Below are 23,604 nucleotides of genomic sequence, written 5' to 3' on the forward strand. Positions count from 1 at the left end.
GGAATTATGCCGCCGGAATGAGGCTCTTTCCACGTTCATGGATTTGCGGCTAAGACCGAGGTCACAGATGGGAGCCTCCACTGGCATCGATGCATTGACCGGTGATCCAGCGGCTGTCCGGAGATGCCAGAAACGCAGCTATGTCGGCGATATCCCCAGGCTCACCCCATCTTCCGAAGATCGAATAACCGGCTCCGAATTGGAACGAGGCAGGGTCCTGAAGCATGGCAGCATTCATGTCGGTAGCTACGAATCCGGGCTGGATCGCATTGATCGTAATTCCGCGGGAACCCAACTGGCTCGACAGAGAGAGGGTCAGCGAATTAATAGCCCCCTTCGTCATCGTATACGCTGGAATATTGGGCAAGGAAATTCGCGTTACTGCAGAAGATAAATTGATAATGCGCCCCTCGTCCCGAAGACGTGGCAGAGCCTGCTGAATCATGAAGAATGGCGACTTCACGTTCATTCGCATCACATCATCAAAGCTCTCCTCCGTGGTCTCCTCGATGGTTTCCACTAAGCCGATCCCTGCGTTGTTAACCAGAATATCGAAATACGTATTGCCTGTTCGTGCTTTCAATGTCTCATCCAGCGCCGCGTACAGGGCACTTATTCCATCCGAGGAGGCGAGATCTGCCCCTACCAAGAAAGCTTCTCCGCCAGCCCGTGTTATCTCGCTGACGACCTCTTCCGCCGCCTCATGGTTCTTGCCATAGTGAACGGCTACCAACGCTCCTTCCTTCGCCAATCGTATCGCGATGGCACGTCCGATGCCTCGGCTCGAGCCCGTAACCATAGCAACTTTCCCATTCAATGTATTCATGTTCTCATCATCCCCTCTTCTTCTTTTCACTTTTAGTTTTAGCACAGACCCCATTTCGAAATATTGCGCTCCTATTCTCGCCTTCCTCACGATAAACCCCATAAAAAATGCCCCGCCTGAAAGGGGGGGCTACAACGCAGGCATTTCCGTCGTCTCCTGCGCTCAGTGAATTAAAAATCATTTACATTCCATGTAATGATTATTATAATGAGAATATCAAAAGAGCTGCGCAACCTGTGTTTGCATAAAGCGATTAAAGGATGATTTTTTCCTTTAGTCGCTTTTTTTGTGAGCTTGTTGAAAGTCATGGAGGTATATCGTATGAAAAAAAGAGCGTTTGATATGATCATGCTGCTCATCGGGGCATTTATTTTTGCGCTGGCCGTCAATTTATTCGTCATTCCCAACGATTTTGGCGAAGGCGGCGTTACCGGGATATCGATTATTCTGTTTTATGTGCTGAAATGGTCCCCGGCGCTGGTCGGCATAGTGATAAACGGAATTTTGCTGATTGTCGGCTATAAGCTTCTGGATAAAAAAACGACTGTCTATACCATTATCGTGGTTGCCTTTCACTCCCTGTTCCTCCACTTGACGGAGAACTGGCACATCGCTTCGGATGAGCCGGTGATCAATGCCATATTTGCCGGGTTGTTTGCCGGCGTCGGGATTGGACTCATCGTCCGGGTTGGCGGCACAACGGCAGGTACGGTGATATTGGCCCGTTTGGCTAATAAATATTGGGATTGGAATATCAGTTATGCCCTGCTGTTCTTTGACCTGATCGTGGCCGGACTGTCCGTCTTTGTAATCGGGATCGAGAAGGTGATGTTCACCGTGGTCATCCTCTATATTGGCACCAAGGCGATGGAGTTCATTATCGAGGGTTTGAATCCCAAAAAGGCCGTTACCATCATCTCGACTCATCATGACCGCATCGCAATTCGGGTGACGGAGATTATGGACCGCGGGGTGACCGTGCTTCGGGGTTATGGATATTACACCGGGCAGACCAAGGATGTGCTCTACATCGTCATCAGTAAACAGGAAGTTTCCATGCTCAAAAAAATCGTCCGTGCGGAGGATAAAAACGCCTTTGTCACGATTCACGACGTACGCGACGTGTTTGGCGAAGGATTTATCGATATTTCGAAATAAGACCGGACTTATCCTTATATGAATAAGAAGATCGAAACAGCCGTTCGGGCATGTTTCGATCTTTTTTATTATGCCGTCAAGGCACTTATTGCCAAAATAAACATCGCTGCCGAGAACTTTTTCATGGCTTCAATCACTGTAATTACATTCCATTTTTCCCATATGATCAGACGCTAATTATGCCGAAAAAACTGAAGGCAAAGTTCCTTTTATTTGTATTTTTCCATGACAAATTCGGATCATTTTTTGCATTTTCGCTACACGAAACACGGGGTTATGGCTTATTAACTTACACCAAATGACAACTTTATAGAAATATTTAATGAGTTCGCAAAAAACATTTTATTGGTAATACGAGGCAAGATTCTATAAAATTCTTTTTAACTTAAAAATGCTGAGTGCAAACTTTTAATGTTTTAGTACAAATTGTCCGAGACAGGCTTTCTTTTCAGCAAAACCGACGATTTATCACGCAATTCTACTTTAACGATTTGAAGGAGTGCATCGCAAAAGTGACTACGAATATTTCTGTTTCTTCACCCCTTAATGCCGCGAAAGACTATGTGGAATCCATCTATAACCAAGTGGTGGCCCGGGATCCGCACGAGAAAGAATTTCATCAAGCCGTCCGGGAATTTGTCGATTCCCTCGTCCCTGTTTTAGCCCAGCATCCGAAATATCGGGAACACGGTATTCTGGAACGCCTTGTCGAGCCTGAACGAATGATCACCTTCCGTATACCATGGGTGGATGATCAAGGCAAAACCCAAGTAAACCGCGGGTTCCGCGTCCAGTTTAACAGCGCGCTGGGTCCGTACAAAGGCGGCATCCGATTCCATCCTTCGGTTTATGCCGGCATCGTCAAATTCCTTGGCTTTGAACAAATCTTCAAAAATGCGCTCACAGGCCAGCCCATCGGCGGCGGCAAGGGCGGCTCGGATTTCGATCCAAAAGGCAAATCCGATCAGGAAGTCATGCGTTTTACCCAGAGCTTCATGACCGAGCTCTACCGCCATATCGGACCTGATTCCGATGTGCCTGCCGGCGATATCGGTGTCGGCGCTCGCGAGATCGGTTATATGTTCGGCCAATACAAGCGTATCCGCGGAGGACATGAGGCCGGCGTGCTGACAGGCAAAGGCGTCATCTATGGCGGAAGCCTGGCACGTACGGAAGCAACCGGTTACGGCTGCGTCTACTTCGTACAGGAGATGCTGGCTTCGCAGGGCCTTAGCTTCAAAGACAGCCGCGTTGTGGTGTCCGGCTCGGGCAACGTCTCCATCTATGCGATTGAAAAAGCACAGCAGCTCGGTGCGCACGTCATCGCCTGCAGTGATTCCAACGGATACCTGTATGATCCGGACGGAATTAACCTCGAAACCGTCAAGCTGCTGAAGGAACGGGATCGCCTGCGGATCAGCGAATACGTCAAGATTCACCCGCATGCCGAGTATACCGAAGGCTGCACGGGCATCTGGAACATTCCATGCGACATCGCGCTTCCATGCGCCACGCAGAACGAGCTGGATGAAGAAGCAGCGAAGACACTCATCATGAACGGCGTAAAAGCCATCGGTGAAGGAGCCAATATGCCTTCCACGCTGGAAGCGATTGAGCAGTTCATCAGCAGCGGCGTACTGTTCGGACCGGCTAAAGCCGCCAATGCAGGCGGGGTTGCCGTATCCGCGCTGGAGATGAGCCAGAACAGCATGAGAATGTCATGGACCTTTGAAGAGGTGGATGCAAAGCTCCATCAGATCATGAAAAACATCTACAGCAGTGCCGTAGATGCTGCAGAAGAATATGGCGTAGCCGGCAATCTTGTGGCTGGTGCCAACATCGCAGGTTTTATTAAAGTAGCAGATGCCATGATCGCACAAGGTATCGTATAAATAAGAACAAAAAAAAGCCCTGTCGCATATGCGGCAGGGCTTTTTGCAGCTTATAGAAGCTCGCTGCGGAGCTCTTCAGCCGATTTTGGAGATAAGTATCCCAGCGGGATATCAAACACCGTCTTGGCGCCTTGCAATCCCTCTCTGCTCAAACGATGGGCAGCTCTTGCATAAGATACCAGCACACTGGCTGTAAATTCCGGATTGCTGTCAAGCTTCAGGCCAAATTCAACAATTTGTTTATTACCGCTTCCGGTTACGCCGCTGCGAATGACAAATCCGCCATGAGGCATGCCTGCATGCTCAGCTTCAAGCTCTTCTTGCGTAATGAAAGTTACGGTCGTATCGTAATCGGAAAAATAGTTAGGCATCGACACAATCGTTTGACGGATTTGCTCTTGGTCCGCGCCTTCTTCCGCTACGACGAAGCAATCTCTCCGGTGCTTCTCGCGTGTGGCAAGCTCCGGTGTTTCACCAGAACGGATTTGGTTGATAACCTCTTCTACTGGAACCGTGTATTGAACGCCTGCCTTCACCCCGGGAACACGACGGATGGCATCCGAGTGGCCTTGGCTCACGCCTTTGCCCCAGAAGGTATAATCCTTACCTTCCGGCAAAATCGCTTCGGCAAGCAGACGATTCATGGAGAACAAGCCCGGATCCCAGCCTGTCGAAATGACGCTGACATGGCCTCCGCCCATCGCCGCTTTGTTGACTTCCTCGAAAAACTCAGGGATTTTCGCGTGTGTGTCAAAGCTGTCTACCGTATTGAACATGCTGGCAAGCTGTGGTGTTTGCTCAGGCAAATCCGTAGCCGAACCGCCGCACAGAATCATAACGTCAATCTTGCCGATATATTGCTCTGCCGCTGATATATGCTCGAAGCGAGCACCGGAATTGGCCGGCATTTGCTGCGGGTCTCTGCGCGTGAAGATGGCTACCAGCTCCAAATCCGGATTTTGCCCGATGGCTTTCTGTACGCCTTTGCCCAAATTTCCATAACCTACGATCCCTACTTTAATAGATGCTTTCAATGTAATCCTCCCTTTGTCAGAACCATTTCCTGTAGCATGATGTTTATGTACCGCTTTAAAGTATAAGTATATAGACATCACTCAAATTGTAAACTATTTTATATGGACAGGAAATTGTTTCTATCTGTGTTATTCTTATTTTCCACTATGCTATCCGATAACTTGTACAACATTTCCTTCTTGATCCTTGATTTCCGTCTTCAGGACTTCAATCCGAATTCCTTGCAAGCCAGAAAGCTCGAAGGTGCTGACCTGCGGCAGCAATCGGCTTGAAAATTCACCCGCGGTCCGATCGTCCAAAACAAGGGTAACATCTCCATCCTCTGCAGTCCAGCGACTCTCTTCCCCCGGCTCAAATACGACCCGAACATCCGAGCCTACAAGGCTCAGTTTCTTATCTTTCAGAATTCGGCCCTGCAGCAGCTTCCCGATAATTTCGGCCTGCTTGGCGCCTATTTGTAAGGTGGCCGGAGTTTTACTGAACCAGCCCTTCTTCCCCGGTTCAAAATCCAGCTGACTCACGTAAAGAAGTCCGGTATTCGAGCCCTCTTGTTTTCTCCCCCGGTCAACGGCCTCCGAAATCGAAGGCATCTTCAGCAGCGAATCCCGATCCAGGTCCGTTATGTACTGCGGCATATATTCCGCACAAACTTGTAATACGCCAAGCGTATTCCATGTCTGCATCGCCTCGAGCTCTTCACGCGTGATGCCAACCATCTGCAGGAATTCTACCCGACCATTCGGCGTATCCATCCCCGGCAGCTCGGGATCCAAGGTGAAGGCGAGTGCGGTCAATTGCGTATCGGTTCCCAGGCAGATCGGCCCATTGGCATCCAAATAATCCCCCGAGCGAAAAACATTCCCGCTGTTAAACACGTATCTCCCCATGTTCTGAAGCAGATTTAGCGCCCACGCCGGCGGCTCTTCCTCGTCCTCCCGTTTAGCCAGCCTGAACGTCAATTCGAATCCGTAACCGCTCTCCTCCAGATTGTCCGACTCCTTGTCATACAGCTCGCTAAAGCCATAAGTGACCATATGCCAATGGGGAAAAGGGGCATTCGACGTATAAGCGCTGATTCCATTCAGCGGATCGGGTCCTCCAAGAGCATAAGGAATTAGGGCTCCGTAATGTTTCGGCTCCTGCTCCCCGTACAGCTTCAACAGCTGCTCGTCAATTGCGTCCCAGCCTGCGGCGTTTTCTTCATGTGTCATATCCTGTTCCCTCCCGATATCCTGTGCATCCAAAAATATAACCATATCCGAGTAGGCCCAATCATTCAAGTCACCATCCTCTTCCGCTTCATTATATAGGACGTATAGAGGAATGAAGAAGTAACCAGCGAAGTGTATAATAGAACCATCTCAACAAAGGAGCCTACATGTTCATGAAAAAAATAACGGCATTATCCGTAACCTTAACACTTTCAGCTTCGCTTATAGCCACTTCGCTAGCCCCGCTGCCGGGTTCCGTCGATGCGGCCTCCGCCAAGGAATGGATACAGATCTCCGAACGGACATCCTATTACGGTGAAGCAGCCAACGGCCAGCCCAATGGTCGCGGTACGATCAAGTGGGGAAATGGCAAACAATATTCCGGCGAATTCATTAACGGGAAGCGCACCGGAAACGGTAAATACATTAACGAATACCAATTAGACGGTGAGACGCATAAGGTGGTATATATCGGCCGCTGGAACAACGACAAAATGGATGGCGAAGGCATCCTGACGCATAAGGTGACGTTGCCTGACGGGTCCGTTCGATGGAATCAGATCCAGAAGGGGACATTCCAGGCAGGTGTATTCCAAAGCGGATACGATGTCATTCATGCCGTCGCGGATCCCGACTACAGCTTTACCTACAAGAAAGGCAAGGAATCGCTCGAAATCATGGGCTTCAATCAAAACATGAAGCAAGCCTGGGCCGCCGGAACGATGTTCAGCGTTCATTACAAAAACGGCAACATCAACAAAAAATCTTCGATCTTCCCTGCCAATTCGGCGGCTGAACAGCGTCAAAATGACGCCGCGCTTCGCTATTTCAAGAGCATTCAAAGCAAAGTAAATCCTCACCTGCAGCAATTTGAAGCATTGTCCAAGCAGGTTCCGTTAAAATAACCCAGCTCCATACAATCGTCAAAGAACCCGGTAGCTTGCCTAGAGCAAGACCGGGTTTTTCCATTACCTAAGGCTATTAATCACAATATCTCTATGAAGCAGGACCCTCGAGTACATACTAAATCGTATAATGATCCACTTTCTCGACCACGATGGTATCCCCCATTCATTCGGCGATATCTCTACTGTGAACGTCCCTCGTTCAGCATCGTGATGGTCTTATCGATTCGCCGCTGCCGGGTTTCCACCGCTTGCAAGCTTGATAACGATAAACCTACCTACTGTGCCGTCCAGCCGCCATCCACAAGCAGCAAAGTGCCAGTAACGAGATCAGCTGCCGGGGAGGCGAGATAAATCACGGCTCCAGCCACATCGGCTATAGTGCCGATCCGCCCTGCCGGGATCCGTGCCAGGACGCCGTCGCGAAAATCAGGGGAGTCCAAACGCTCGGCTGTTCCCGGCGTATGGATGAACGTAGGGCCGACGGCATTAATGTTCACGCCACGGCTGGACCACTCCAGCGCCAGCACCTTCGTCAGCTGATTCACGCCGCCTTTGGAGGCGCAATAGGCTGCCCCTTCCGTAATCCCAACGACACTCACCTGGGAGCTGACGTTAATGATTTTTCCGAACCCCTGCTCCAGCATGATACGGCCAGCGGCCTGACAGCAGAAAAATACGCCCTTCAAATTCACGTCCATCATCTCATCCCAATAATCCTCCGTGATCTCTTCCGCCAGCATCCCCTCTCCCAGACCCGCGTTATTGACCACGATATCGAGCCGGCCGAAATCCTTGGCTACCTGACCAAATACGCCTCGAATCTGTTCCACATTCCGGACGTCCAGCTCATAGGCCTTGGCCTGACCTCCTGCCTGAGAGATTTCCTTGACCAATGGATGGAGCAGGTCCTTGCTTCGTGCCATGACGGCAACCTTGGCCCCTGCCGCTGCCAGCGCTTGGGCTAGCCCATAACCGATGCCTTTGCTGGCCCCCGTCACGATCGCGATTTTATCCTGTATGCTGAAATTAGGCTGCATATGTAATACCTCCTCCATCTCTTATATACATTTATGTTAGTTTCATTAAAGCATGATGGCTGGTCAGCAGCAATCTTTGCCAGTCCCCCTTCCCAATAAATCCATCCCGTTAAGTACTATAATACGTTCATTTGCAGCAGCAATAGAGGAATCTCAGCCCGTGGGCTAGAAATGATGAGGATAATAGCGATCGTTGTTTAGTATGGAGAGTATGGAGGAAATCCACTTATGAGCGGACGGTTATCTGAAGCGCAGCAACAAGCGATTCTTCATGTCGAATCAACAGCGGCGAGCCAGCGAAGGGTCGCCTTGAAAATGACGGAGCATATCTGGCGGAAGCATGGAAAAGCTTCCGTAACGATCGGCTCGCTGTTATCCCATATCGAAAAATTTGCCCGCGTCACGTTGAATTTCCATCCGGATCGGATACTGCCTACAGGCCGCTCCGTTATCGAATCTCTCCTGAGGGAGGGCGTATATCATAACCAGTTCATCACGAGCGTGACCAACGGAAGCCGTACGGCCTACCCGGGCGGCGACCGCGACCAATGGGAACGGCTCCTGTTTGGCGGAGCCTACCAGCAGCCCGGCGTTCGCCATGACGAGCGGCCGAAGTACGGCGCACTCAATCTCATGAATTTTGCTGACGGGGGGTCTCCCCGCTTCGGTTCTTGTTTTCTGGTGCTGTCCCCGGGCATATTGAAGCGCAGCACCTTTACATTCGGTGACAGTCACGCAGGTCCCGAGTTTGTAGGCACCATACGTCAGTGGGATTCGATTCTCACTGCGCTCTTGCAGCAAGTGGAATCCACCGGCTCGGCCCTGGGTTCTCCGAATGTAAATATTCCAGCTATGCTGGAGCGGCTGATTCATCTTCCTTCATCGCATACCGGTCCCACCGGACCGGTCGGCCGCTCCTTGGATGATTATATGGAAGCGCAGATCCATGGCGTCATTGACTTGTCCAGCGATGTGGAGGCCCTGGTAGCCGATCCTTCCTATAGGAACACCCCAATTGGATCTTTGCTTCATGCTTTATGTGAACGGTATAACCTCACCTTGTCCTGGCATCCCGGCTTCTGCCTGGCTGTACGGGATGTTCCGGATGATTTTCGGGGACCCGCCATGCCGCCGCTCGCCAAGCGGATCGATCAACGGTTTGGAGGCTCGCTGGGCATGCTGGATGCAGCCATTATCGGCAAAGCGGCTGCTCAACTGCACCATGATTCAAGCGAATGGAGCGATTGGGGAACATTTGCTGAAACCTTCCAGCATCTCAAACAGCTGTGGCATGTGCTCGTAAAGTATGGACATTCGTATCCGTATACGCCAAACCGCTAAGCTGTTTTTTTTGCCTAGTACCTGCGTTGGAATGATGATTTGACTTAGGATAGCCGGGCTAGCGGAATCCGTTCAGCAACGGCTAGGCCTATCAAGCGCGGCTTCTTATATATTGATCTTAGAAAGGATGATGACCGGATGGATTGGGTAAAGCGGATGAATGAGGCCATAGGCTATATAGAAGAGCACATAACCGAGGAGATCGATTACGCTGAAGCTGCTCAGATCGCATGCTGCTCCGTTTATCATTTTCAACGCATGTTTCCGTTCATTACGGATGTGTCGCTGTCCGAATACATACGAAGACGCCGGCTGACACTGGCCGCTTACGAGCTGCAAAACAGCGATATCAAAGTAATTGATCTGGCGCTTAAATATGGTTATGATTCCCCGGAGGCGTTCGCGCGTGCGTTCCAGAACATGCATGGCACAACGCCGACGGCTGCACGCCAAACCGGCACCAAACTGAAGGCCTATCCCCGCATCTCCTTTCAATTCTCAATGCGAGGGGCTGCCGAAATGAATTACAGAATCGTAGAAATGAAAGAGTTTTCCGTTGTCGGTTTCAAGGAGCAGGTACGCACGCAGCATGCTTATGAAGACGTTCCCCGCCTCTGGATGGAGGCCCAGGAGAAGGGCATTTTCGAGAAACTATGGAACTATCGTGTGCAGGACCATCCGATCCGCGGAATACTCGGTGTTTGTGCAGACGGTGACTATGGGAAGAATGAGGATTTTGACTACATCATGTCCGTCGTATCCACGGATACGCCTCAGGAACCGATGGTACAGCGACATTTCCCTGCCGCCACTTGGGCCGTATTCGAGCTGGAAGGAGATCCAAGCGGCATTGCAGAGATGTGGAAACGTCTTTATACGGAGTGGATACCATCCCAAACTTATGATCTCGCGCCGCTTCCCGCCATCGAATGCTATCTTCCTCCGGACGAGTATAAGAACGAGTTATGGATTCCCGTGATTAGAAAGGCTAATACAACTCCGCAGTAACGACGTATTTTTCGCTCACCGCTACGAAAATCTAGATCGTGCGGTGAGCACTCCATCATTTTTCCCCGCCTATATGAAACAAGCCCAACCTCCCCAATCCTTCGAGGACTTTTCTGTTCTCATATTTGAACAGGAATCATGATGATAAATTCGGGGTCATCCGCATAGGGATCCTGGCTCATCGGATATTTTTCGAAATGCGTTAAATGATCCGGGTTATATTCCGAGTAACCTTGTTCTTTGATCCAGGCATAGATATTGTTATAGGACTGATCGATACTCTGCTCTTTCCGATGAGCACAAGAGGCATAGGTTAATGCGGGAACGGATATCGTAACCATCCCCTCCGGCACTTCGTCGATCCGTTCCACTTCCACGACCGCGTAGTGAATAAATCCGTCACCACCGGGAACAGCGTGATAAGATAGCCCTAGCAGCGTGTCGGTATGCAAGGCATGGGGGATCTCCGCGATCCGCTCTTGCATCAACCGATGCACTGCACGTATCCCGCCTGCACCCGCCTCGGCAAATGTGCCTTCCCACTTCAATCCTATCCCCTGAAAAGCTTCCTTAGTCGTAACCGCTGCTTCGTTTCGTTGATCGATTGTCATCAGTAAATGCTCCTTTATCCTGTATTTGGTTTCATTATATACTTGAACTATGCCAGAAACTGTCACAGTATAAAAAAATCACAGGAGCGAAAACATGCCCAAAACCGAACGCATCCTTAAGGTCATGCAGCGGGTGTATGAACGGCAAAACTTCACTGTTGGCGAGTTAGCCGAAGAATTCTCGGTTTCGTACCGTACGATGCTCCGCTATCTTCATGAGCTGTCTCGTTTAGGTGTCCCTTTATACGCCAATGAGGGGAAAAACGGCGGCTACTCCATTCTGACATCGCGGCAAAAGCGAGAACGATCCGCACAGACGAATGAATCTATTCAGCGGATCATCAAACCGCAAACGCTGATCGTCGGCCTGGAGATGAAGCTTCCTTTTACGGCCTATTATATGTCCCAAGCCCTCAAGCCAAAGCTCTGGCAGGAACTCCAGGACCGTATGGAGGAAATTCCATATATCCGCAAGAAAACGTCGAATCCCTTGTATATTGCAGCTGTTTTGAATCGGCAGCAGATCTATCACTATGTAGCCGGAATCGAGGTAACGACGATTCGTGATACGCCGGAGCGGATGGTGGGTTTAACCCTGCCGACACAGGAATATGCCATGTACACCCATGAGGGGCATTCCGACAGGGAAGATACCGACCAGTCCTATGCCTATGTTATCCAGCAATTGAAACAACGTGCCCTTACGCCAAACCCGTCGCTCTACAGCTTGGAGCTGAGAACTTCGGTACATGCCTCTAAGGCCCAAATCTACATACCTATAACCTGATTGAATCAGAGGCTTCCCAATTCCGACGCAAAAAAAGCGAGTCCCCCAATCATTTCGGGGCTCGCTTTTTTGCATTAAATGGCTTTCGGATTGTCGACCACTGGATTAACATCCGCATCGTAATCCACGCCATCGGTTTCAAAGCCGAACAGCTGGAAGAACTCGCGGCGGTAACCGGCAAGGTCCGTCAATTCTTCAATATTTTCGCTTGTCACCTTGCTCCACAGTTCGGCTACCTCGGCCTGTACATCCTCGCGAAGCTCCCAATCGTCGATACGGATGCGTCCCTTCTCATCCACCGGCGTTTCTTGCCCTTTATAGAGGCGGTCGGAGAATAGACGATAGATCTGCTCGATGCAGCCTTCGTGAAGCCCCTTCTCCTTCATCACTTTGTACAGCGCCGATACGTACAGCGGAACGACCGGGATCGCTGAGCTGGATTGGGTCACTAACGCTTTGCTGACCGTTACATAAGCTCGCCCGCCTCCAGCAGCAAGCTTCTCGTTCAATTTCAGCGCGGTTGCCTCCAGGTGATCCTTGGCTTGTCCAATGGATCCATCCCGGTAGATGGCTTTGGTAATCTCGGAGCCGATGTAGGAGAACGCAATCGTGGTCACATCAGGAGTCAATACGCCGCCTTCCGCCAGCTCATTCATCCATAATTCCCAATCGTCGCCGCCCATCACCTCTACGGTGTTCTTCACTTCCTCTTCCGTGGCCGGCTCAATCGTTACCTCCGTCACTTCACCCGTATGGAAGTTTACCGTCTTGTTGGTATAGGCCGGTCCGATCGGCTTCAATACGGAGCTGACCGTCTCACCCGTCTCAGGCAGCGTACGGCGCGCCGAAGCTACACTGTACACTACGAGATCAACCTGTCCCAGCTCTTTGCGGATAAGCTCAACCGTCTTGGCTTTGGTCTCTTGCGTGAAAGCATCTCCTGTCACGCTGAACGATTTTAAGCCTGCAGCCTCCGCTGCCTTCTCAAATGCGACCGAGTTATACCAGCCTGCCGAAGCGGTCCGCTTCTCGGTTGCCTGGCTGGGACGATACACACCTACAGTATTTGCCCGGGAGCCGAATGCGGCAGCAATTCTGGCCGACAAGCCGTACCCGGTGGAAGCGCCGATAACCAGCACATTGCGCGGGCCCTCGATGCCAGGCTGTTGTAACACATAATCAATCTGCTCCTGCACCTGGGCTTCGCAGCCTACAGGATGGGATGTTGTGCAAATAAATCCCCGTGTTCTAGGTTTAATGATCATATTTATATACCTCTCTTCCAGTAATCGTCGTCTGACACCATATGTATGGTCTTTTAAATTTTCCTTTTCTATTTTAACTGTTTTTTGTGGAGAGAGGAAATCTTTTGACAGGAAATCCAAGAAAACCTCTCTTTACGAATCATGCTAGCTGCAGCCAGCATCCATTCAAAAGAGAGGTTTGTATTAGCGTATATCGATAATTAGCAATCCATAAAATGGCCGTTACATTATTTAAATGACGCGTAACCTTGGTCAGCCATGACCACGCTGCCTGTAATCGCAGCGGCTTCATCCAGTGACACGAGATACACGGTATCCGCAACAACCTCAGGCTGTGTTAATTCACCGCCCATGACTTTGGCTCTCATGGAATCCAGCATCCCGGAATCCTTATAACCTTGGATAATCGGTGTATCCACTGCTCCAGGAGCAACGGCAACGACGCGAATGCCATATGGTGCCAGTTCAAGCGCAGCGGATTTGCTCATCATGATGACAGCGCCTTTTGTAGCGTGATAAGCAAACGTTCCCGGTGAAGCCAGGAATCCGAATACGGATGCTGTATTGATGATCACGCCTTTAATGCCAAGCTCTTTCATCTTTCTGCCTGCTGCTATAATACCGTAAGCCACCCCGTGCTGATTCACGTTAATGGTGCGATGGTAGAGATCCATATTTTGCTCGAGAACCGGTCCAGCCCCGCCAATACCCGCATTGTTGTGCATGACATCGATGCGGCCGTAAAGCTCAACCGCTTTATCCACAAGCGCCTCGACGCTTTCTTGTTTGGAAACATCGACTTGAACGAAAGTGGCTTCGCCGCCTTCTTTTTTGATCAATTCGACCGTCTCTTGACCAGCTGCCTCATTATAATCGGCAACGACGACACGATCGCCTTTTCTTGCAAATTTAAGGGAGACCTGACGACCGATTCCGCTCGCTCCGCCGGTAATTACCGCTACACGTTGTTCTGACATTATCAATGACCTCCTAGGGTATAATAGCGTTATTGTTTGAACATTGTGTGTCCATGTCCTTGTGTTCATTGTAACGCTGCGTTATATTTAAGTAAATTTAAACCTAATTAATATTACTTAACTATAGATTAAGGATGGGGTCATATGAATCTTGAACAACTGGAATATATCGTGGAGACGGCCAAGACAGGATCGTTAACCAAAGCGGCCCAGAATTGCAACGTTACCCTTTCCGCCGTCAGCCAAGCAGTGTCCAGCCTGGAAGCCGAGTTCGGTTTCTCCTTGTTCACCCGATCGCGGCTTGGTGCCGTACCCACAGCCGAGGGCCAGCGAATCCTCCAGAAAGCCTATGCTATTTTGGAACAATTCCAGGAGCTGAAATCAGAAGCCGAAGGATATTCCAACCTGCTGAGCGGATCTTTGCGGATTGCTACCGTTCCGGTCCCCTTAACGCTGTCCATCGATGCCATTATCCAGTTTAAAAAGGACTTCCCCCAGATCAAACTCGAAATTACGGAAAAAGCGACACTTGATATTATTGAGGATATCAAACAAAATCATGCGGATATCGGTTTGATTTTTGTGGATGATTCCACCATTCATCAACACCGCGGCCTTCACTTCGGCAAGCTGCTGGAGAGCAAATTCGTGGTGGGGGTCAGCCGTCAATCTCCACTTGCCATGCGGCAATCGATCACGCCCGAAGAACTGCGTAAATACCCCTTGGTTCTCTACAAGGATGACAGTCTGTTCAAGCTGATGGATGTATTCGAGGAGCAGTACGGGGAAATGGATCTGCTCTTCTCAACCAACCAGACAAGAGTCATACAGAAGGTCGTCGAAGAAAATGTAGCGGTCACGGTGGGGGTCGATTTGTCCTTCTCGAGCTTCACTCCCGTACCTTCGGGAAACATCGTAACGCTGGAGCTGGAGATGCCCCCCGGCCACACTGCTTCTTCATTCGGATGGGTACAGCCCGGAACCCACCATCTGTCGAAGCCGGCCTCGATCTTTCTGGACAAGCTGAAGCATCAGATTGGGTGAACGGAGCCTTTGCTTTCAATATAAAAGCCAACCGGCGTAGGCAAGGCTGTTATCCAGTCCCCTGCTCTTCGGTTGGCTTTTTTTAAAAATCTGAATTTTAACGTAATGACTCGCTGAGCGTCAAACTCACCGGGCAATGATCGCTTCCCATCACATGGCAGTCGATCTCGGCATCCTTCAGCTTCTCGGTTAAACGGGCAGACGCCAGAAAATAATCGATGCGCCAGCCGATATTCCGCTCCCTTACCTTGGCCATATACGACCACCAGCTGTATACGTCCGTACGGTCCGGGTAGAAGTGGCGGAAGGAATCGATGAAGCCCGCTGCCAGCAGATCGGTCATTTTGCCGCGCTCTTCCAGGGTGAAGCCGGAATTGCCATGATTGGACTTGGCATTTTTCAAATCGATTTCCTGATGTGCCACATTCAAGTCGCCGCATACGATCACGGGTTTACGTTCATCAAGCTGAAGCAAGTAAGCACGGAACCGTTCCTCCCACTCCAGCCGATAATCCAGTCTGCTCAGGTCGCGCTTCGCATTCGGCGTATACACGTTTACGAGATAGAAGTCCTCAAACTCCAGCGTGATCACTCTGCCCTCGGGCTCGCTGTCTTCCTCCAGACCATAGCGAACGGACAATGGGGCGATTTTCGTAAATACCGCCGTTCCTGAGTACCCCTTCTTCTCCGCATAGTTCCAATATTGTTGATATTCCGTCCCTAAATCGAGCTCGATCTGCCCCGCTTGCAGTTTCGTTTCCTGCACGCAAAATATATCGGCATCCACCTGCTGAAAATAATCCATAAATCCCTTCGTTACGCAGGCCCGCAATCCATTGACGTTCCATGACACTAGCTTCATATCGCAACCTCCGTGGTATCCATATCGTTTAAGCGTGTTGAATCTATGAATCTTCTAAATTCTATTATGGTATCATGTCACGGCTGAAACGAACAAGCAGCTACGAGCGCTTTCATCATAACTTCATAAACGGAAGATGAGACCCTGCGTGCATAATCCCGCGCCAAATCAGGAACAACATAAACGTTCGCAAAGTACGATCATTCGTACGTTCGCAATCGATGAGAACCCCACATAAGGAGGAATACAGCATGACAGGCAGAAACAGCAAACCTAAGAACGACGGTCCTTCCAGCAGCCCTGAGCGTCTGGACCAATACGGTGATAAACTTGCTTCCGAGAATGAGGAAGAGTTTACTTCGGCGGCCGAGGAGCACTGTCGGGATCAGGAATAACGGATTTGATACGACTGTTGATGCACATTCGATAATCACCGCAGCAAAAACACCCATCCTTGCCAAGTCAATGAATGGGTGTTTTTCCTAATCGATCGTCTGGGCACACACGATGCCCGTCGGTTATAGCCATTCTGCTTCTCGCTGTCGTTACTCCGTCACTCCGCAGCGGTTGCCGTCTGGATCCGTCAGGGAAAAGCCCTTGAACCCGCCAAAATCCTCAATTTCCGTCACGTCGGCTCCCTTGGCAACCAATCGTTGATGAATTTCACTTACATTCGTGGTATGCAGGTTGAAATATTGCCCCACGCCATAATCATTTCTGGGAAAAACCGGCTGCTTCACTTCATAGGACCGCACGAGGCAGAAGGATACCTTCTCATCGTTCATTCGCATGACCACCGCATTCGGTTCATCCGTATGGATCACTTCAAACCCGAGCATGTCCGTATACCAGGCCGTCGAACGCTTCAGATCACTGACCGGTACAAAGATGCCAACGCCGTACAAAAGGGATTTTTTCAAAAAACTTCCTCCTCTTTGATTTGCTTATAAAGCTACTGACACATAAGTAACGAAATTTCGAGCTAAAACCAAACAGCGTCCAAATATAATGTTTTATTCCGTAAGTTTCCATACATTTCCATCCGGATCTTCCATATAAAATGCAAGGACTCCGCCAACCCGGCTCAATTTGCTTATTCTTATTCGCAGCTTCGTCAATTGGAGATACGAGGTACAAATGGCTTTGGGATCCTTTTCCGAAAAGCCTCCACAAGCCCATCCATATCCAGTCCTGCCGCTGTGCCTGCCCGGGCTTTCTCTTGCGGCTTAGGTTCCATGCCTGTTTGCTGCAAGCGATGCAGCTTCTTCAGCCTGGTTCGCGCACGTCCGAGCGACACCTGAACCGTCCCTTCCGACATGAAGAGAAAATCAGCCGTCTCCCTGGCCGTGAAATCAAAAACGTCCATCAGCAGCAAAATAACCATCGCCCGTGGGGACAACCGGTCCGCTAAGGCCTCCAAGAGCTCCCTGGTGGATAAGCCGTCATCCTCGGCCGCCCTATCTGCTAACTCGTCCTGGGAAACCCTCGTTCCGGGCTTATCCTTCTTCAGTCGGTCCTTCCACGCGTTGCTTGCGATGCGATATAAATAGGCATTGGACAGATGTTTTCCAGGATCGGTTTCAACGGCTCGCATCACCTTTATCATGACGTCCTGCAGCAGATCCTCCGCTTCCCATGGATCTCCTGAGATTCTCATACAGTACCGGTGCAGCTTCACCTGCACATTGGATAAGTCCGGCATATACTTCGGCATCATCATTCCCACCTCGCTAATTAGTTCTGCGAGTGCGCACGTTTTCCTGCTGAATGTTTGCTCCGTCCCTGTTCCATATACGCATCCATACAAAAAACCGCCTCCCCACTAATGTGGGAAGGCGGCTGATTGGCTCGATCTAACAGCGTTTATTTCACCAAACTCTCCAGCACGTTATCGATGATCTGGCCGTTGGCAATCGTACCGGTATACAGCCAGCTTGTTTCTTTTCCATATTCATAGATGTTGCCGTTCTTAACGGCCGGAATATTCGCCCAGAGCGGATCCTGAAGCACATCCGCCCCTTCGCCGTCGCTGTTAATAAAGAACAGATGATCCGCGTCGAGCTCGGCCAATTTCTCCAGGGAAATGGAGGACCAGTTGCCCGTAGCCGATGCCGAAATTTCCTTCACCACGTCCGGTACCGTAAGTCCCAAGTCGCCGTACATAACGGCTCCGCTGGACAATGTCTCGCTTACGACGAACAATTTACCGCCGACAAGCCATATCGCTGCAGCAGATTCACCGCCGATCGATTGCTGGATTTTCTCCTTGGCCTCCTTTGCCTTCTGCTCGTATTGATCGAGTGCCGCTTGCGCTTCCTCCTCCATGCCAAAGATTTCCCCTACTTTCTTCAGCTCTTCGCGCCAATCGTTATTGACCTCATTGCCGATGACGTAGGTTGGAGCAATCTTCTCGTATTGGCTGTACTTGTTGCCTTCTACCATGGAAGCCGAGTCCATAATCAATAAATCCGGCTGGAAGCTCGCTACCGCTTCAAAGGGAAGATCATGCTCAATCGTAGGCACATCCTTCAATGAATCCTGCAGATAATCCTGGACGCTTCCGCCTTTGACCGACCACTGCGCGATTGGGGTAATTCCTAACGCCACCAGGTTATCCTCCAAGTAAGAAGCAATCACCCGTTTCGGCTCGGCTGGAATTTTCACCTCATGACCCATGGCGTCTGTCAGTGTTCGTTCTGTCTTGGCTTCCGCGCTTCCTTCCTCCGGCTTCGCTTCGCTGCCGCCGTTCTGCTCGCTTGGCGTTTGCGCCTCCGTTGGCTCGTTCCCGGCTGCGTCCTTGCTATTTCCACAAGCAGCAAGCAGCGTGAAAGCTGCCAATAGTCCTGCGATTATCCATATTTTTTTCTTAAATCGACTCATTGTACAGGTCCCCTTTATGTATATTTTTTCTGTTAGATCACTAGCAATCTTGGGATGAAGTGATATAATATAACCATGATAATGAAATTCATTCTCAATTACAATACTTTCATTCTTATTTTTTTATCAACACGAAGGTTTAGGTGACTATGCAAGCAAATCAGCCCATTAACAAATCAACCGCAAAATCCATTTATCGTCCCAAGACAGCCGCGGCCGTCATTCTGCTGGGGCTTGGTCTGCTGGCTGCCGCGATGGCATCCTCGATTATCTATGGTGCTTCGAACATTAAGCTGTCCACCATATGGGAGGCGTTTGTCCGTTTCGATGCCCATTCCACATCGCACCAGATTATCCAAAGACTGCGCATGCCGAGGGCCCTGGCAGCTGCACTGATCGGCGGTTCCCTGGCGGTTTCCGGAGCCATCATGCAAGGCATGACAAGAAACGCGCTTGCTTCCCCTTCCATTATGGGAGTCACCGCAGGTGCCACTTTCATGATGTCGATCGGGTTTGCCTTTATGGAGTCGCCATCCAACACCGTGCTCATGCTGCTATCTTTTACCGGTGCAGGCCTTGGGGCCGGACTCGTGCTTCTCATCGGCTCGTTATCCAAACGGGGCCTGACGCCCGTCAAGCTGGCTCTGGCCGGATCTGCCGTAACCGCGCTCCTGAGCTCGATTTCCTCGGCCATTGCCATCCGCTTTAACGTTGCCAAGGATATCAGCTTCTGGTATGCCGGAGGCGTGTCGGGCGTGCAGTGGGTGAACGTGCAGCTTCTGATCCCTGTCGCCATCATCGGGCTGCTCATTGCACTCGCACTCAGCAGATCCATTACCGTCATGAGCCTGGGCGAAGAGGTCGCTACCGGGCTTGGCCAAAAAACAGGAACCGTGAAGTTTCTGGGCACGCTCGTTGTGCTGCTCCTCACGGGCGCAGCGGTAGCTGTGGGCGGAACGATCGGATTCGTGGGGCTTGTCATCCCGCATATCGTTCGCTTCATCGTAGGTCCCGACTATCGGCTGATCATCCCTTGTTCTGCTGTCATGGGAGCACTTCTGCTGGTGTTTGCCGATGTGGGGGCGCGGATGATTAACCCACCGTTCGAGACGCCTGTTGGCGCAATTACGGCCATGATCGGCGTTCCTTTCTTCCTCTATCTTGCACGTCGGGAAGGGAGGGGGCTGTAACGATGAATACAACGCGAAAAATCATGTCCGTGTCGATGATCCTGCTGCTGGCCATATTAGCCGTGTTTCTGGTCAGCCTGAATATGGGAACGATGAAAATCCCACTCGCTGAGGTCATCAAAGCATTCAACGGGACGGCATCTGAGCAAAATTATACCGTTCTGATGCACTTTCGTTTACCCCGCATGGTCATTGCCATCCTGATCGGTGCGGGAATCGCCGTCTCCGGTGCTATTCTGCAGAGTGTTTCGCGGAACGCGCTGGCAGACCCGGGCATCCTAGGCATTAATTCCGGAGCAGGACTGGCCGTCGTGATGTATATCTTTTATTTCCAAGGCAGCTCGTTCAGCTCAGGCATATGGTCTGTCTATATCATGCCTTTTGCCGCCCTATTCGGTGCTTTTCTTGCCGCCTTTCTCATCTATTCGCTGGCCTGGAAGCAAGGCGTAACGCCGATCCGGCTGGTGCTTGTGGGGATTGGCATCAACGCGGCTTTCGGCGCGCTTATTATCGTGTTCCAGCTCATGATGGACCCTAACAATTTCATGCAGGCTACCATCTGGCTGTCCGGAAGCATTTGGGGCGCAAGCTGGGAATATGTCGTTGCGATCCTCCCGTGGATCCTTCTGCTGATTCCCTGGGCGGTGTATAAATCGCAACATTTGAATGTGCTCAACCTGGGGGACCACACGGCAGCGGGACTTGGGGTCACGGTAGAACGCGAGCGAAGAACGCTGCTGTTCATCTCCGTTGCCCTTGCTGGCGCCTGCGTGGCCGTAGGCGGCGGCATCGCGTTTCTTGGACTGGTTGCTCCGCATCTGGCGCGTAAACTGGTAGGGCCCCGTCATCAGCGAATGCTGCCGGTCTCCGCGCTGCTCGGCTCACTGGTGCTGCTTGTGGCCGATATGATCGGCAAGAACCTAATGGCCCCTTCCGAGATTCCTGTAGGATTAGTCGTTTCATGTCTCGGAGCACCCTACTTTATTTATTTGTTGATCAAGGATTAATTGAATGAGTTTAAAAAAGACGGCGATGACCTCCCGAATCCATTCGGAGGTAATCGCCGTTGTTTTGTATAATGTGCTAAAGCTTGTGCAAATGCGTTACTGCGTTTAGTGAGCACTCACCAGGATCTTCACCTGGTTCTTCTCTTTAAGCAGAGCCTCAAAGCCCCGGTCGATAACCTCATCCAGCTTGATCCGCTGGGTGACCAGCTTATCCGCAGGGAAGAATCCTTTTTCCATCAGGCTAATGACAGCCGGGAATACGTCGCGATAACCGATGATTCCGGTAATATTGCGCTCCTTCATCACGATGTCATTCGGCACGATTGGAGCGGAGGTTTCAAAGATGCTCACAATCATAATCTGCCCGCCTATCTTTGTAGAGTTAATCGCTTGATTCAGTACAGGCGGAACACCCGTCACTTCAAATGCGACATCTACCCCGCCGCCGGTCCGGCGATGAAGTTCCTCAACCACATCGTAAGCCTTCGGATCAATCACGATGGCACCCAATTCTTCAGCCTTTTGTTTACGCTCAGCCGACAGCTCCACGGCGTAAATCTCGGACGCCCCTGCTGCCTTCAATGCCTCGATGACAAGCAGACCGATCGGCCCCGCACCGAATACGACCGCCCGATCCCCTGCCTTGAGCTGGCTTTGGCGTACGGCATACAAAGCGACTGCCGAAGGCTCTACCAAAGCCCCTTGCTCATAGGAGACGCTGTCCGGAATTTTATGAACCATATGCTCATCCGCGGCGACATATTCGGAGAATCCGCCGCCACCGCCGGCAAGGCCGAGAAAGCCCATTTCGTCGCACAGATTGTATTTGCCTTGTCTGCAAGCTTCGCATTTTCCGCATGCAAATACAGGCTCAACAACCACGCGGTCACCGGCCTTGAAATTCGTAACGCCTTCGCCAACCTCTACCACCTGGCCGGAAAACTCATGGCCCATAACCACCGGAGCCTGTTCTCCGGTAAGGGTGTGAGGCGTATTCTCAGGTATAAATATAGGCCCGGCTACGTATTCGTGGAGATCGCTGCCACAAATCCCGCACCATTCAACCTTGATTTTCACTTTTCCACTCGTAGCTTGCGGCTCCGCAATGGTCTCCAAACGCAGATCCTTTACTCCATGCCAGCGCAATGCTTGCATTGTCTTCATCTCCTTATGGGTTCGAAAAAATAAAAACAAAACAGGAAACGTTTCCGAAAACAAATATGTCACAGTTTTGACAATCTGTCAAACATGATGGACTATAATGTATGAAAAGTCATGGACAACCGGTGATCAGGGTACATCGACTTTTTTAAGGAGTTGCAGCTTTTTATGCGCCCACTTCAGCCTTGCCTCTTTTCTTTGCCGAGGTGTTCCATGAATTGAAGGTATTCTTAATGTTATAATATAGATATTACTCCATCAGGATTTAGTATCAGATTAATAACAGGAAACGTTTCCGAAATAGAGAGGACTTTTTGAATATGGTGAATCCCAAAAAAGTGACGATTGAAGATGTCGCCAAACAAGCGGGCGTTGGCATTGCCACCGTGTCCCGAGCCATCAACGACAGCAAGGGGATCAGTCCGAAAACGAAAGCACGGATCATGCAGGTGATCGAAGAAATCGGATTTAGTCCGGATACATCGGCTCAAAGCCTGAAGGTTCGGCAGACGAATCAAATCGCCTTGGCCGTGCCTGACATCCGAAATGCAATCATCCCGGAAATCGCCTGGTCGGTGGAACAGACCGCCAAGCAGCACGGATATCGGGTCGTTCAGATCAATACGGCCGGAAATGCCCGTAACGAGCTTGAAATCGTGAGAGATATCAAGAAGCTGCACGTAGACGGCTTGATTATCATGCCGCTGGCTTATCCGAAAACGCTGGGCGACCTGATCAACAAATCCAGCCTCCCCGTCTCGATCATTAATTACGGGAAACAGCTGGGGGATGAGTATAAAGCCGATATCGTCGGCCTGGCACGCCAGGAGGGCAGGCTTGTCATGGAGCATCTGCTGAAAATCGGTCGGACCCGCATTGCCTACGCGGGTGCGCCCAAAGATAAAATCGAAGAGCGGTACTGGGCCTATGAGCAGTCGCTGACGCAAGTCGATCCGTCGCTTGTCTATTTCGGGGAGGATTTCTCGTTTGAAACGGGGGTTCGTGCGGCGGACTATTTCTATGGCCTGAAGCATATGCCGGACGCCATCTATGCGGTAAACGATATGGTTGCGATCGGCATCGTCAACCGTTTTAAAGAGCTGCAGGTTCGGGTTCCCGATGATGTGGCCGTCGTCGGCATTGATAACAATGTATGGACCACCGTCACGACGCCTCAGATCAGCTCGGTGTCCATCATGGGCGATGAAGTAGCCCGGCTGGCTACGGAATTGCTGCTTAAGCGTCTTCGCGAGCAAAAGTCGGGCCAATACGAACGCGTGCAATTCGAACCGAGGCTCATCGTCAGGGAATCCAGCGTATCCGTTATACGAAACGCAACAACCGACTAGGGTCAGCAACCCAGCCCGTAAAGAATAGCCTGGAACGCGGAGTCCCAGGCTCTTT

Annotated in this window: 23 protein-coding genes; 11 read left to right on the plus strand and 12 right to left on the minus strand. The window is 50.7% G+C overall.

Translation table 11 applies throughout. The features are described 5' to 3' along the window. Positions 1-61: 61 nt before the first annotated feature. Entirely contained in the window at positions 62-826 is a 765-nt protein-coding gene (locus tag MKY82_RS26495) for an SDR family oxidoreductase (RefSeq protein ID WP_339294725.1), read from the minus strand. A 321-nt stretch (positions 827-1,147) separates the two neighbouring features. Here MKY82_RS26495 and MKY82_RS26500 point away from each other — a divergent pair, with 321 nt between their 5' ends. Both MKY82_RS26500 and gdhA read left to right on the plus strand, forming a co-directional pair. Then, positions 1,148-1,984, plus strand: a complete 837-nt coding sequence (locus MKY82_RS26500; RefSeq protein WP_071217942.1) for a YitT family protein — start codon at positions 1,148-1,150, stop codon at positions 1,982-1,984. A 512-nt stretch (positions 1,985-2,496) separates the two neighbouring features. Next, complete coding sequence (gdhA, locus tag MKY82_RS26505) at positions 2,497-3,876, plus strand: NADP-specific glutamate dehydrogenase (protein WP_071217941.1); 1,380 nt, start codon at positions 2,497-2,499, stop codon at positions 3,874-3,876. Between the two features lie 50 nt (positions 3,877-3,926). Here the strand turns inward: gdhA and MKY82_RS26510 are convergent, their stop codons facing one another. Then, positions 3,927-4,910, minus strand: coding sequence for a diaminopimelate dehydrogenase (locus MKY82_RS26510; protein ID WP_339294726.1), 984 nt, complete (start codon positions 4,908-4,910; stop codon positions 3,927-3,929). A 150-nt stretch (positions 4,911-5,060) separates the two neighbouring features. Next, positions 5,061-6,122, minus strand: a complete 1,062-nt coding sequence (locus tag MKY82_RS26515) for a suppressor of fused domain protein (protein ID WP_339294727.1) — start codon at positions 6,120-6,122, stop codon at positions 5,061-5,063. Positions 6,123-6,295: 173 nt separating this feature from the next. Here MKY82_RS26515 and MKY82_RS26520 point away from each other — a divergent pair, with 173 nt between their 5' ends. Further along, positions 6,296-7,027, plus strand: a complete 732-nt coding sequence (locus MKY82_RS26520) for a hypothetical protein (RefSeq protein ID WP_339294728.1) — start codon at positions 6,296-6,298, stop codon at positions 7,025-7,027. Positions 7,028-7,305: 278 nt separating this feature from the next. On the opposite strand, the gene MKY82_RS26525 is transcribed toward MKY82_RS26520, so the two are convergent. Continuing rightward, the gene (locus MKY82_RS26525) at positions 7,306-8,067 is read right to left on the minus strand and encodes an SDR family oxidoreductase (RefSeq protein ID WP_339294729.1); all 762 of its coding nucleotides are present in this window, start codon (positions 8,065-8,067) and stop codon (positions 7,306-7,308) included. Between the two features lie 228 nt (positions 8,068-8,295). Here MKY82_RS26525 and MKY82_RS26530 point away from each other — a divergent pair, with 228 nt between their 5' ends. Together MKY82_RS26530 and MKY82_RS26535 are read left to right on the plus strand one after the other, a co-directional pair. Then, positions 8,296-9,408: a DUF3626 domain-containing protein gene (locus MKY82_RS26530; protein ID WP_339294730.1), complete on the plus strand. Its 1,113-nt coding sequence runs from the start codon at positions 8,296-8,298 to the stop codon at positions 9,406-9,408. Positions 9,409-9,546: 138 nt separating this feature from the next. Then, positions 9,547-10,416 carry an AraC family transcriptional regulator gene (locus MKY82_RS26535; RefSeq protein ID WP_339294731.1) on the plus strand — a complete coding sequence of 290 codons (870 nt, stop codon included), beginning with the start codon at positions 9,547-9,549 and terminating at the stop codon, positions 10,414-10,416. A 119-nt stretch (positions 10,417-10,535) separates the two neighbouring features. Here MKY82_RS26535 and MKY82_RS26540 read toward each other — a convergent pair whose 3' ends face one another. Further along, positions 10,536-11,027, minus strand: a complete 492-nt coding sequence (locus MKY82_RS26540; RefSeq protein WP_339294732.1) for an effector binding domain-containing protein — start codon at positions 11,025-11,027, stop codon at positions 10,536-10,538. 94 nt (positions 11,028-11,121) lie between these two features. Between MKY82_RS26540 and MKY82_RS26545 the strand changes: the two genes are divergently transcribed. Continuing rightward, positions 11,122-11,814: a GyrI-like domain-containing protein gene (locus MKY82_RS26545; RefSeq protein WP_194544242.1), complete on the plus strand. Its 693-nt coding sequence runs from the start codon at positions 11,122-11,124 to the stop codon at positions 11,812-11,814. Between the two features lie 74 nt (positions 11,815-11,888). On the opposite strand, the gene fabV is transcribed toward MKY82_RS26545, so the two are convergent. Further along, a complete protein-coding gene (fabV, locus tag MKY82_RS26550) occupies positions 11,889-13,079 on the minus strand; it encodes an enoyl-ACP reductase FabV (RefSeq protein WP_220684101.1) in 1,191 nt (396 codons plus the stop codon). Positions 13,080-13,306: 227 nt separating this feature from the next. Next, positions 13,307-14,056 carry an SDR family oxidoreductase gene (locus MKY82_RS26555; RefSeq protein WP_339294733.1) on the minus strand — a complete coding sequence of 250 codons (750 nt, stop codon included), beginning with the start codon at positions 14,054-14,056 and terminating at the stop codon, positions 13,307-13,309. A 144-nt stretch (positions 14,057-14,200) separates the two neighbouring features. Between MKY82_RS26555 and MKY82_RS26560 the strand changes: the two genes are divergently transcribed. Beyond that, complete coding sequence (locus MKY82_RS26560) at positions 14,201-15,100, plus strand: LysR family transcriptional regulator (RefSeq protein WP_071217930.1); 900 nt, start codon at positions 14,201-14,203, stop codon at positions 15,098-15,100. A gap of 97 nt (positions 15,101-15,197) precedes the next feature. Here the strand turns inward: MKY82_RS26560 and MKY82_RS26565 are convergent, their stop codons facing one another. After that, on the minus strand, positions 15,198-15,962 hold the full coding sequence (locus MKY82_RS26565) for an exodeoxyribonuclease III (protein WP_194544245.1): 765 nt from the start codon (positions 15,960-15,962) through the stop codon (positions 15,198-15,200). A gap of 251 nt (positions 15,963-16,213) precedes the next feature. On the opposite strand from MKY82_RS26565, the gene MKY82_RS26570 reads away from it, so the two are divergent. After that, entirely contained in the window at positions 16,214-16,357 is a 144-nt protein-coding gene (locus MKY82_RS26570) for a hypothetical protein (protein ID WP_009595787.1), read from the plus strand. 150 nt (positions 16,358-16,507) lie between these two features. On the opposite strand, the gene MKY82_RS26575 is transcribed toward MKY82_RS26570, so the two are convergent. From MKY82_RS26575 to MKY82_RS26585, 3 genes are all read right to left on the minus strand, one after another. After that, on the minus strand, positions 16,508-16,882 hold the full coding sequence (locus tag MKY82_RS26575; RefSeq protein WP_071217928.1) for a VOC family protein: 375 nt from the start codon (positions 16,880-16,882) through the stop codon (positions 16,508-16,510). A gap of 194 nt (positions 16,883-17,076) precedes the next feature. Next, positions 17,077-17,769: an RNA polymerase sigma factor gene (locus tag MKY82_RS26580; protein WP_339294734.1), complete on the minus strand. Its 693-nt coding sequence runs from the start codon at positions 17,767-17,769 to the stop codon at positions 17,077-17,079. Positions 17,770-17,825: 56 nt separating this feature from the next. Then, the gene (locus tag MKY82_RS26585; protein ID WP_194544248.1) at positions 17,826-18,842 is read right to left on the minus strand and encodes an iron-hydroxamate ABC transporter substrate-binding protein; all 1,017 of its coding nucleotides are present in this window, start codon (positions 18,840-18,842) and stop codon (positions 17,826-17,828) included. 149 nt (positions 18,843-18,991) lie between these two features. Between MKY82_RS26585 and MKY82_RS26590 the strand changes: the two genes are divergently transcribed. Together MKY82_RS26590 and MKY82_RS26595 are read left to right on the plus strand one after the other, a co-directional pair. Then, positions 18,992-20,032, plus strand: coding sequence for an iron ABC transporter permease (locus MKY82_RS26590; protein WP_339294735.1), 1,041 nt, complete (start codon positions 18,992-18,994; stop codon positions 20,030-20,032). Positions 20,033-20,034: 2 nt separating this feature from the next. Beyond that, the gene (locus tag MKY82_RS26595; RefSeq protein ID WP_339294736.1) at positions 20,035-21,039 is read left to right on the plus strand and encodes an iron ABC transporter permease; all 1,005 of its coding nucleotides are present in this window, start codon (positions 20,035-20,037) and stop codon (positions 21,037-21,039) included. A 105-nt stretch (positions 21,040-21,144) separates the two neighbouring features. Here the strand turns inward: MKY82_RS26595 and MKY82_RS26600 are convergent, their stop codons facing one another. Beyond that, positions 21,145-22,194 (minus strand): 2,3-butanediol dehydrogenase, encoded by a 1,050-nt coding sequence (locus MKY82_RS26600; protein ID WP_339294737.1) that lies wholly within the window; start codon positions 22,192-22,194, stop codon positions 21,145-21,147. Positions 22,195-22,520: 326 nt separating this feature from the next. On the opposite strand from MKY82_RS26600, the gene MKY82_RS26605 reads away from it, so the two are divergent. Continuing rightward, positions 22,521-23,549, plus strand: a complete 1,029-nt coding sequence (locus tag MKY82_RS26605; RefSeq protein WP_216530540.1) for a LacI family DNA-binding transcriptional regulator — start codon at positions 22,521-22,523, stop codon at positions 23,547-23,549. The last annotated feature ends 55 nt before the right edge of the window (positions 23,550-23,604 follow it).

The organism is Paenibacillus sp. FSL W7-1279 (genome assembly GCF_037969845.1).
GTDB lineage: Bacteria > Bacillota > Bacilli > Paenibacillales > Paenibacillaceae > Paenibacillus_AQ.

Bases quoted from the DNA above. Each gene is read 5' to 3' on its own strand.
- MKY82_RS26495 (WP_339294725.1), bottom strand. From the start codon at position 826: ATGAATACATTGAATGGGAAAGTTGCTATGGTTACGGGCTCGAGCCGA.
- MKY82_RS26500 (WP_071217942.1), top strand. From the start codon at position 1,148: ATGAAAAAAAGAGCGTTTGATATGATCATGCTGCTCATCGGGGCATTT.
- MKY82_RS26515 (WP_339294727.1), bottom strand. From the start codon at position 6,122: ATGACACATGAAGAAAACGCCGCAGGCTGGGACGCAATTGACGAGCAG.
- MKY82_RS26520 (WP_339294728.1), top strand. From the start codon at position 6,296: ATGAAAAAAATAACGGCATTATCCGTAACCTTAACACTTTCAGCTTCG.
- MKY82_RS26525 (WP_339294729.1), bottom strand. From the start codon at position 8,067: ATGCAGCCTAATTTCAGCATACAGGATAAAATCGCGATCGTGACGGGG.
- MKY82_RS26530 (WP_339294730.1), top strand. From the start codon at position 8,296: ATGAGCGGACGGTTATCTGAAGCGCAGCAACAAGCGATTCTTCATGTC.
- MKY82_RS26535 (WP_339294731.1), top strand. From the start codon at position 9,547: ATGGATTGGGTAAAGCGGATGAATGAGGCCATAGGCTATATAGAAGAG.
- MKY82_RS26540 (WP_339294732.1), bottom strand. From the start codon at position 11,027: ATGACAATCGATCAACGAAACGAAGCAGCGGTTACGACTAAGGAAGCT.
- MKY82_RS26545 (WP_194544242.1), top strand. From the start codon at position 11,122: ATGCCCAAAACCGAACGCATCCTTAAGGTCATGCAGCGGGTGTATGAA.
- fabV (WP_220684101.1), bottom strand. From the start codon at position 13,079: ATGATCATTAAACCTAGAACACGGGGATTTATTTGCACAACATCCCAT.
- MKY82_RS26555 (WP_339294733.1), bottom strand. From the start codon at position 14,056: ATGTCAGAACAACGTGTAGCGGTAATTACCGGCGGAGCGAGCGGAATC.
- MKY82_RS26560 (WP_071217930.1), top strand. From the start codon at position 14,201: ATGAATCTTGAACAACTGGAATATATCGTGGAGACGGCCAAGACAGGA.
- MKY82_RS26565 (WP_194544245.1), bottom strand. From the start codon at position 15,962: ATGAAGCTAGTGTCATGGAACGTCAATGGATTGCGGGCCTGCGTAACG.
- MKY82_RS26570 (WP_009595787.1), top strand. From the start codon at position 16,214: ATGACAGGCAGAAACAGCAAACCTAAGAACGACGGTCCTTCCAGCAGC.
- MKY82_RS26585 (WP_194544248.1), bottom strand. From the start codon at position 18,842: ATGAGTCGATTTAAGAAAAAAATATGGATAATCGCAGGACTATTGGCA.
- MKY82_RS26590 (WP_339294735.1), top strand. From the start codon at position 18,992: ATGCAAGCAAATCAGCCCATTAACAAATCAACCGCAAAATCCATTTAT.
- MKY82_RS26595 (WP_339294736.1), top strand. From the start codon at position 20,035: ATGAATACAACGCGAAAAATCATGTCCGTGTCGATGATCCTGCTGCTG.
- MKY82_RS26600 (WP_339294737.1), bottom strand. From the start codon at position 22,194: ATGCAAGCATTGCGCTGGCATGGAGTAAAGGATCTGCGTTTGGAGACC.
- MKY82_RS26605 (WP_216530540.1), top strand. From the start codon at position 22,521: ATGGTGAATCCCAAAAAAGTGACGATTGAAGATGTCGCCAAACAAGCG.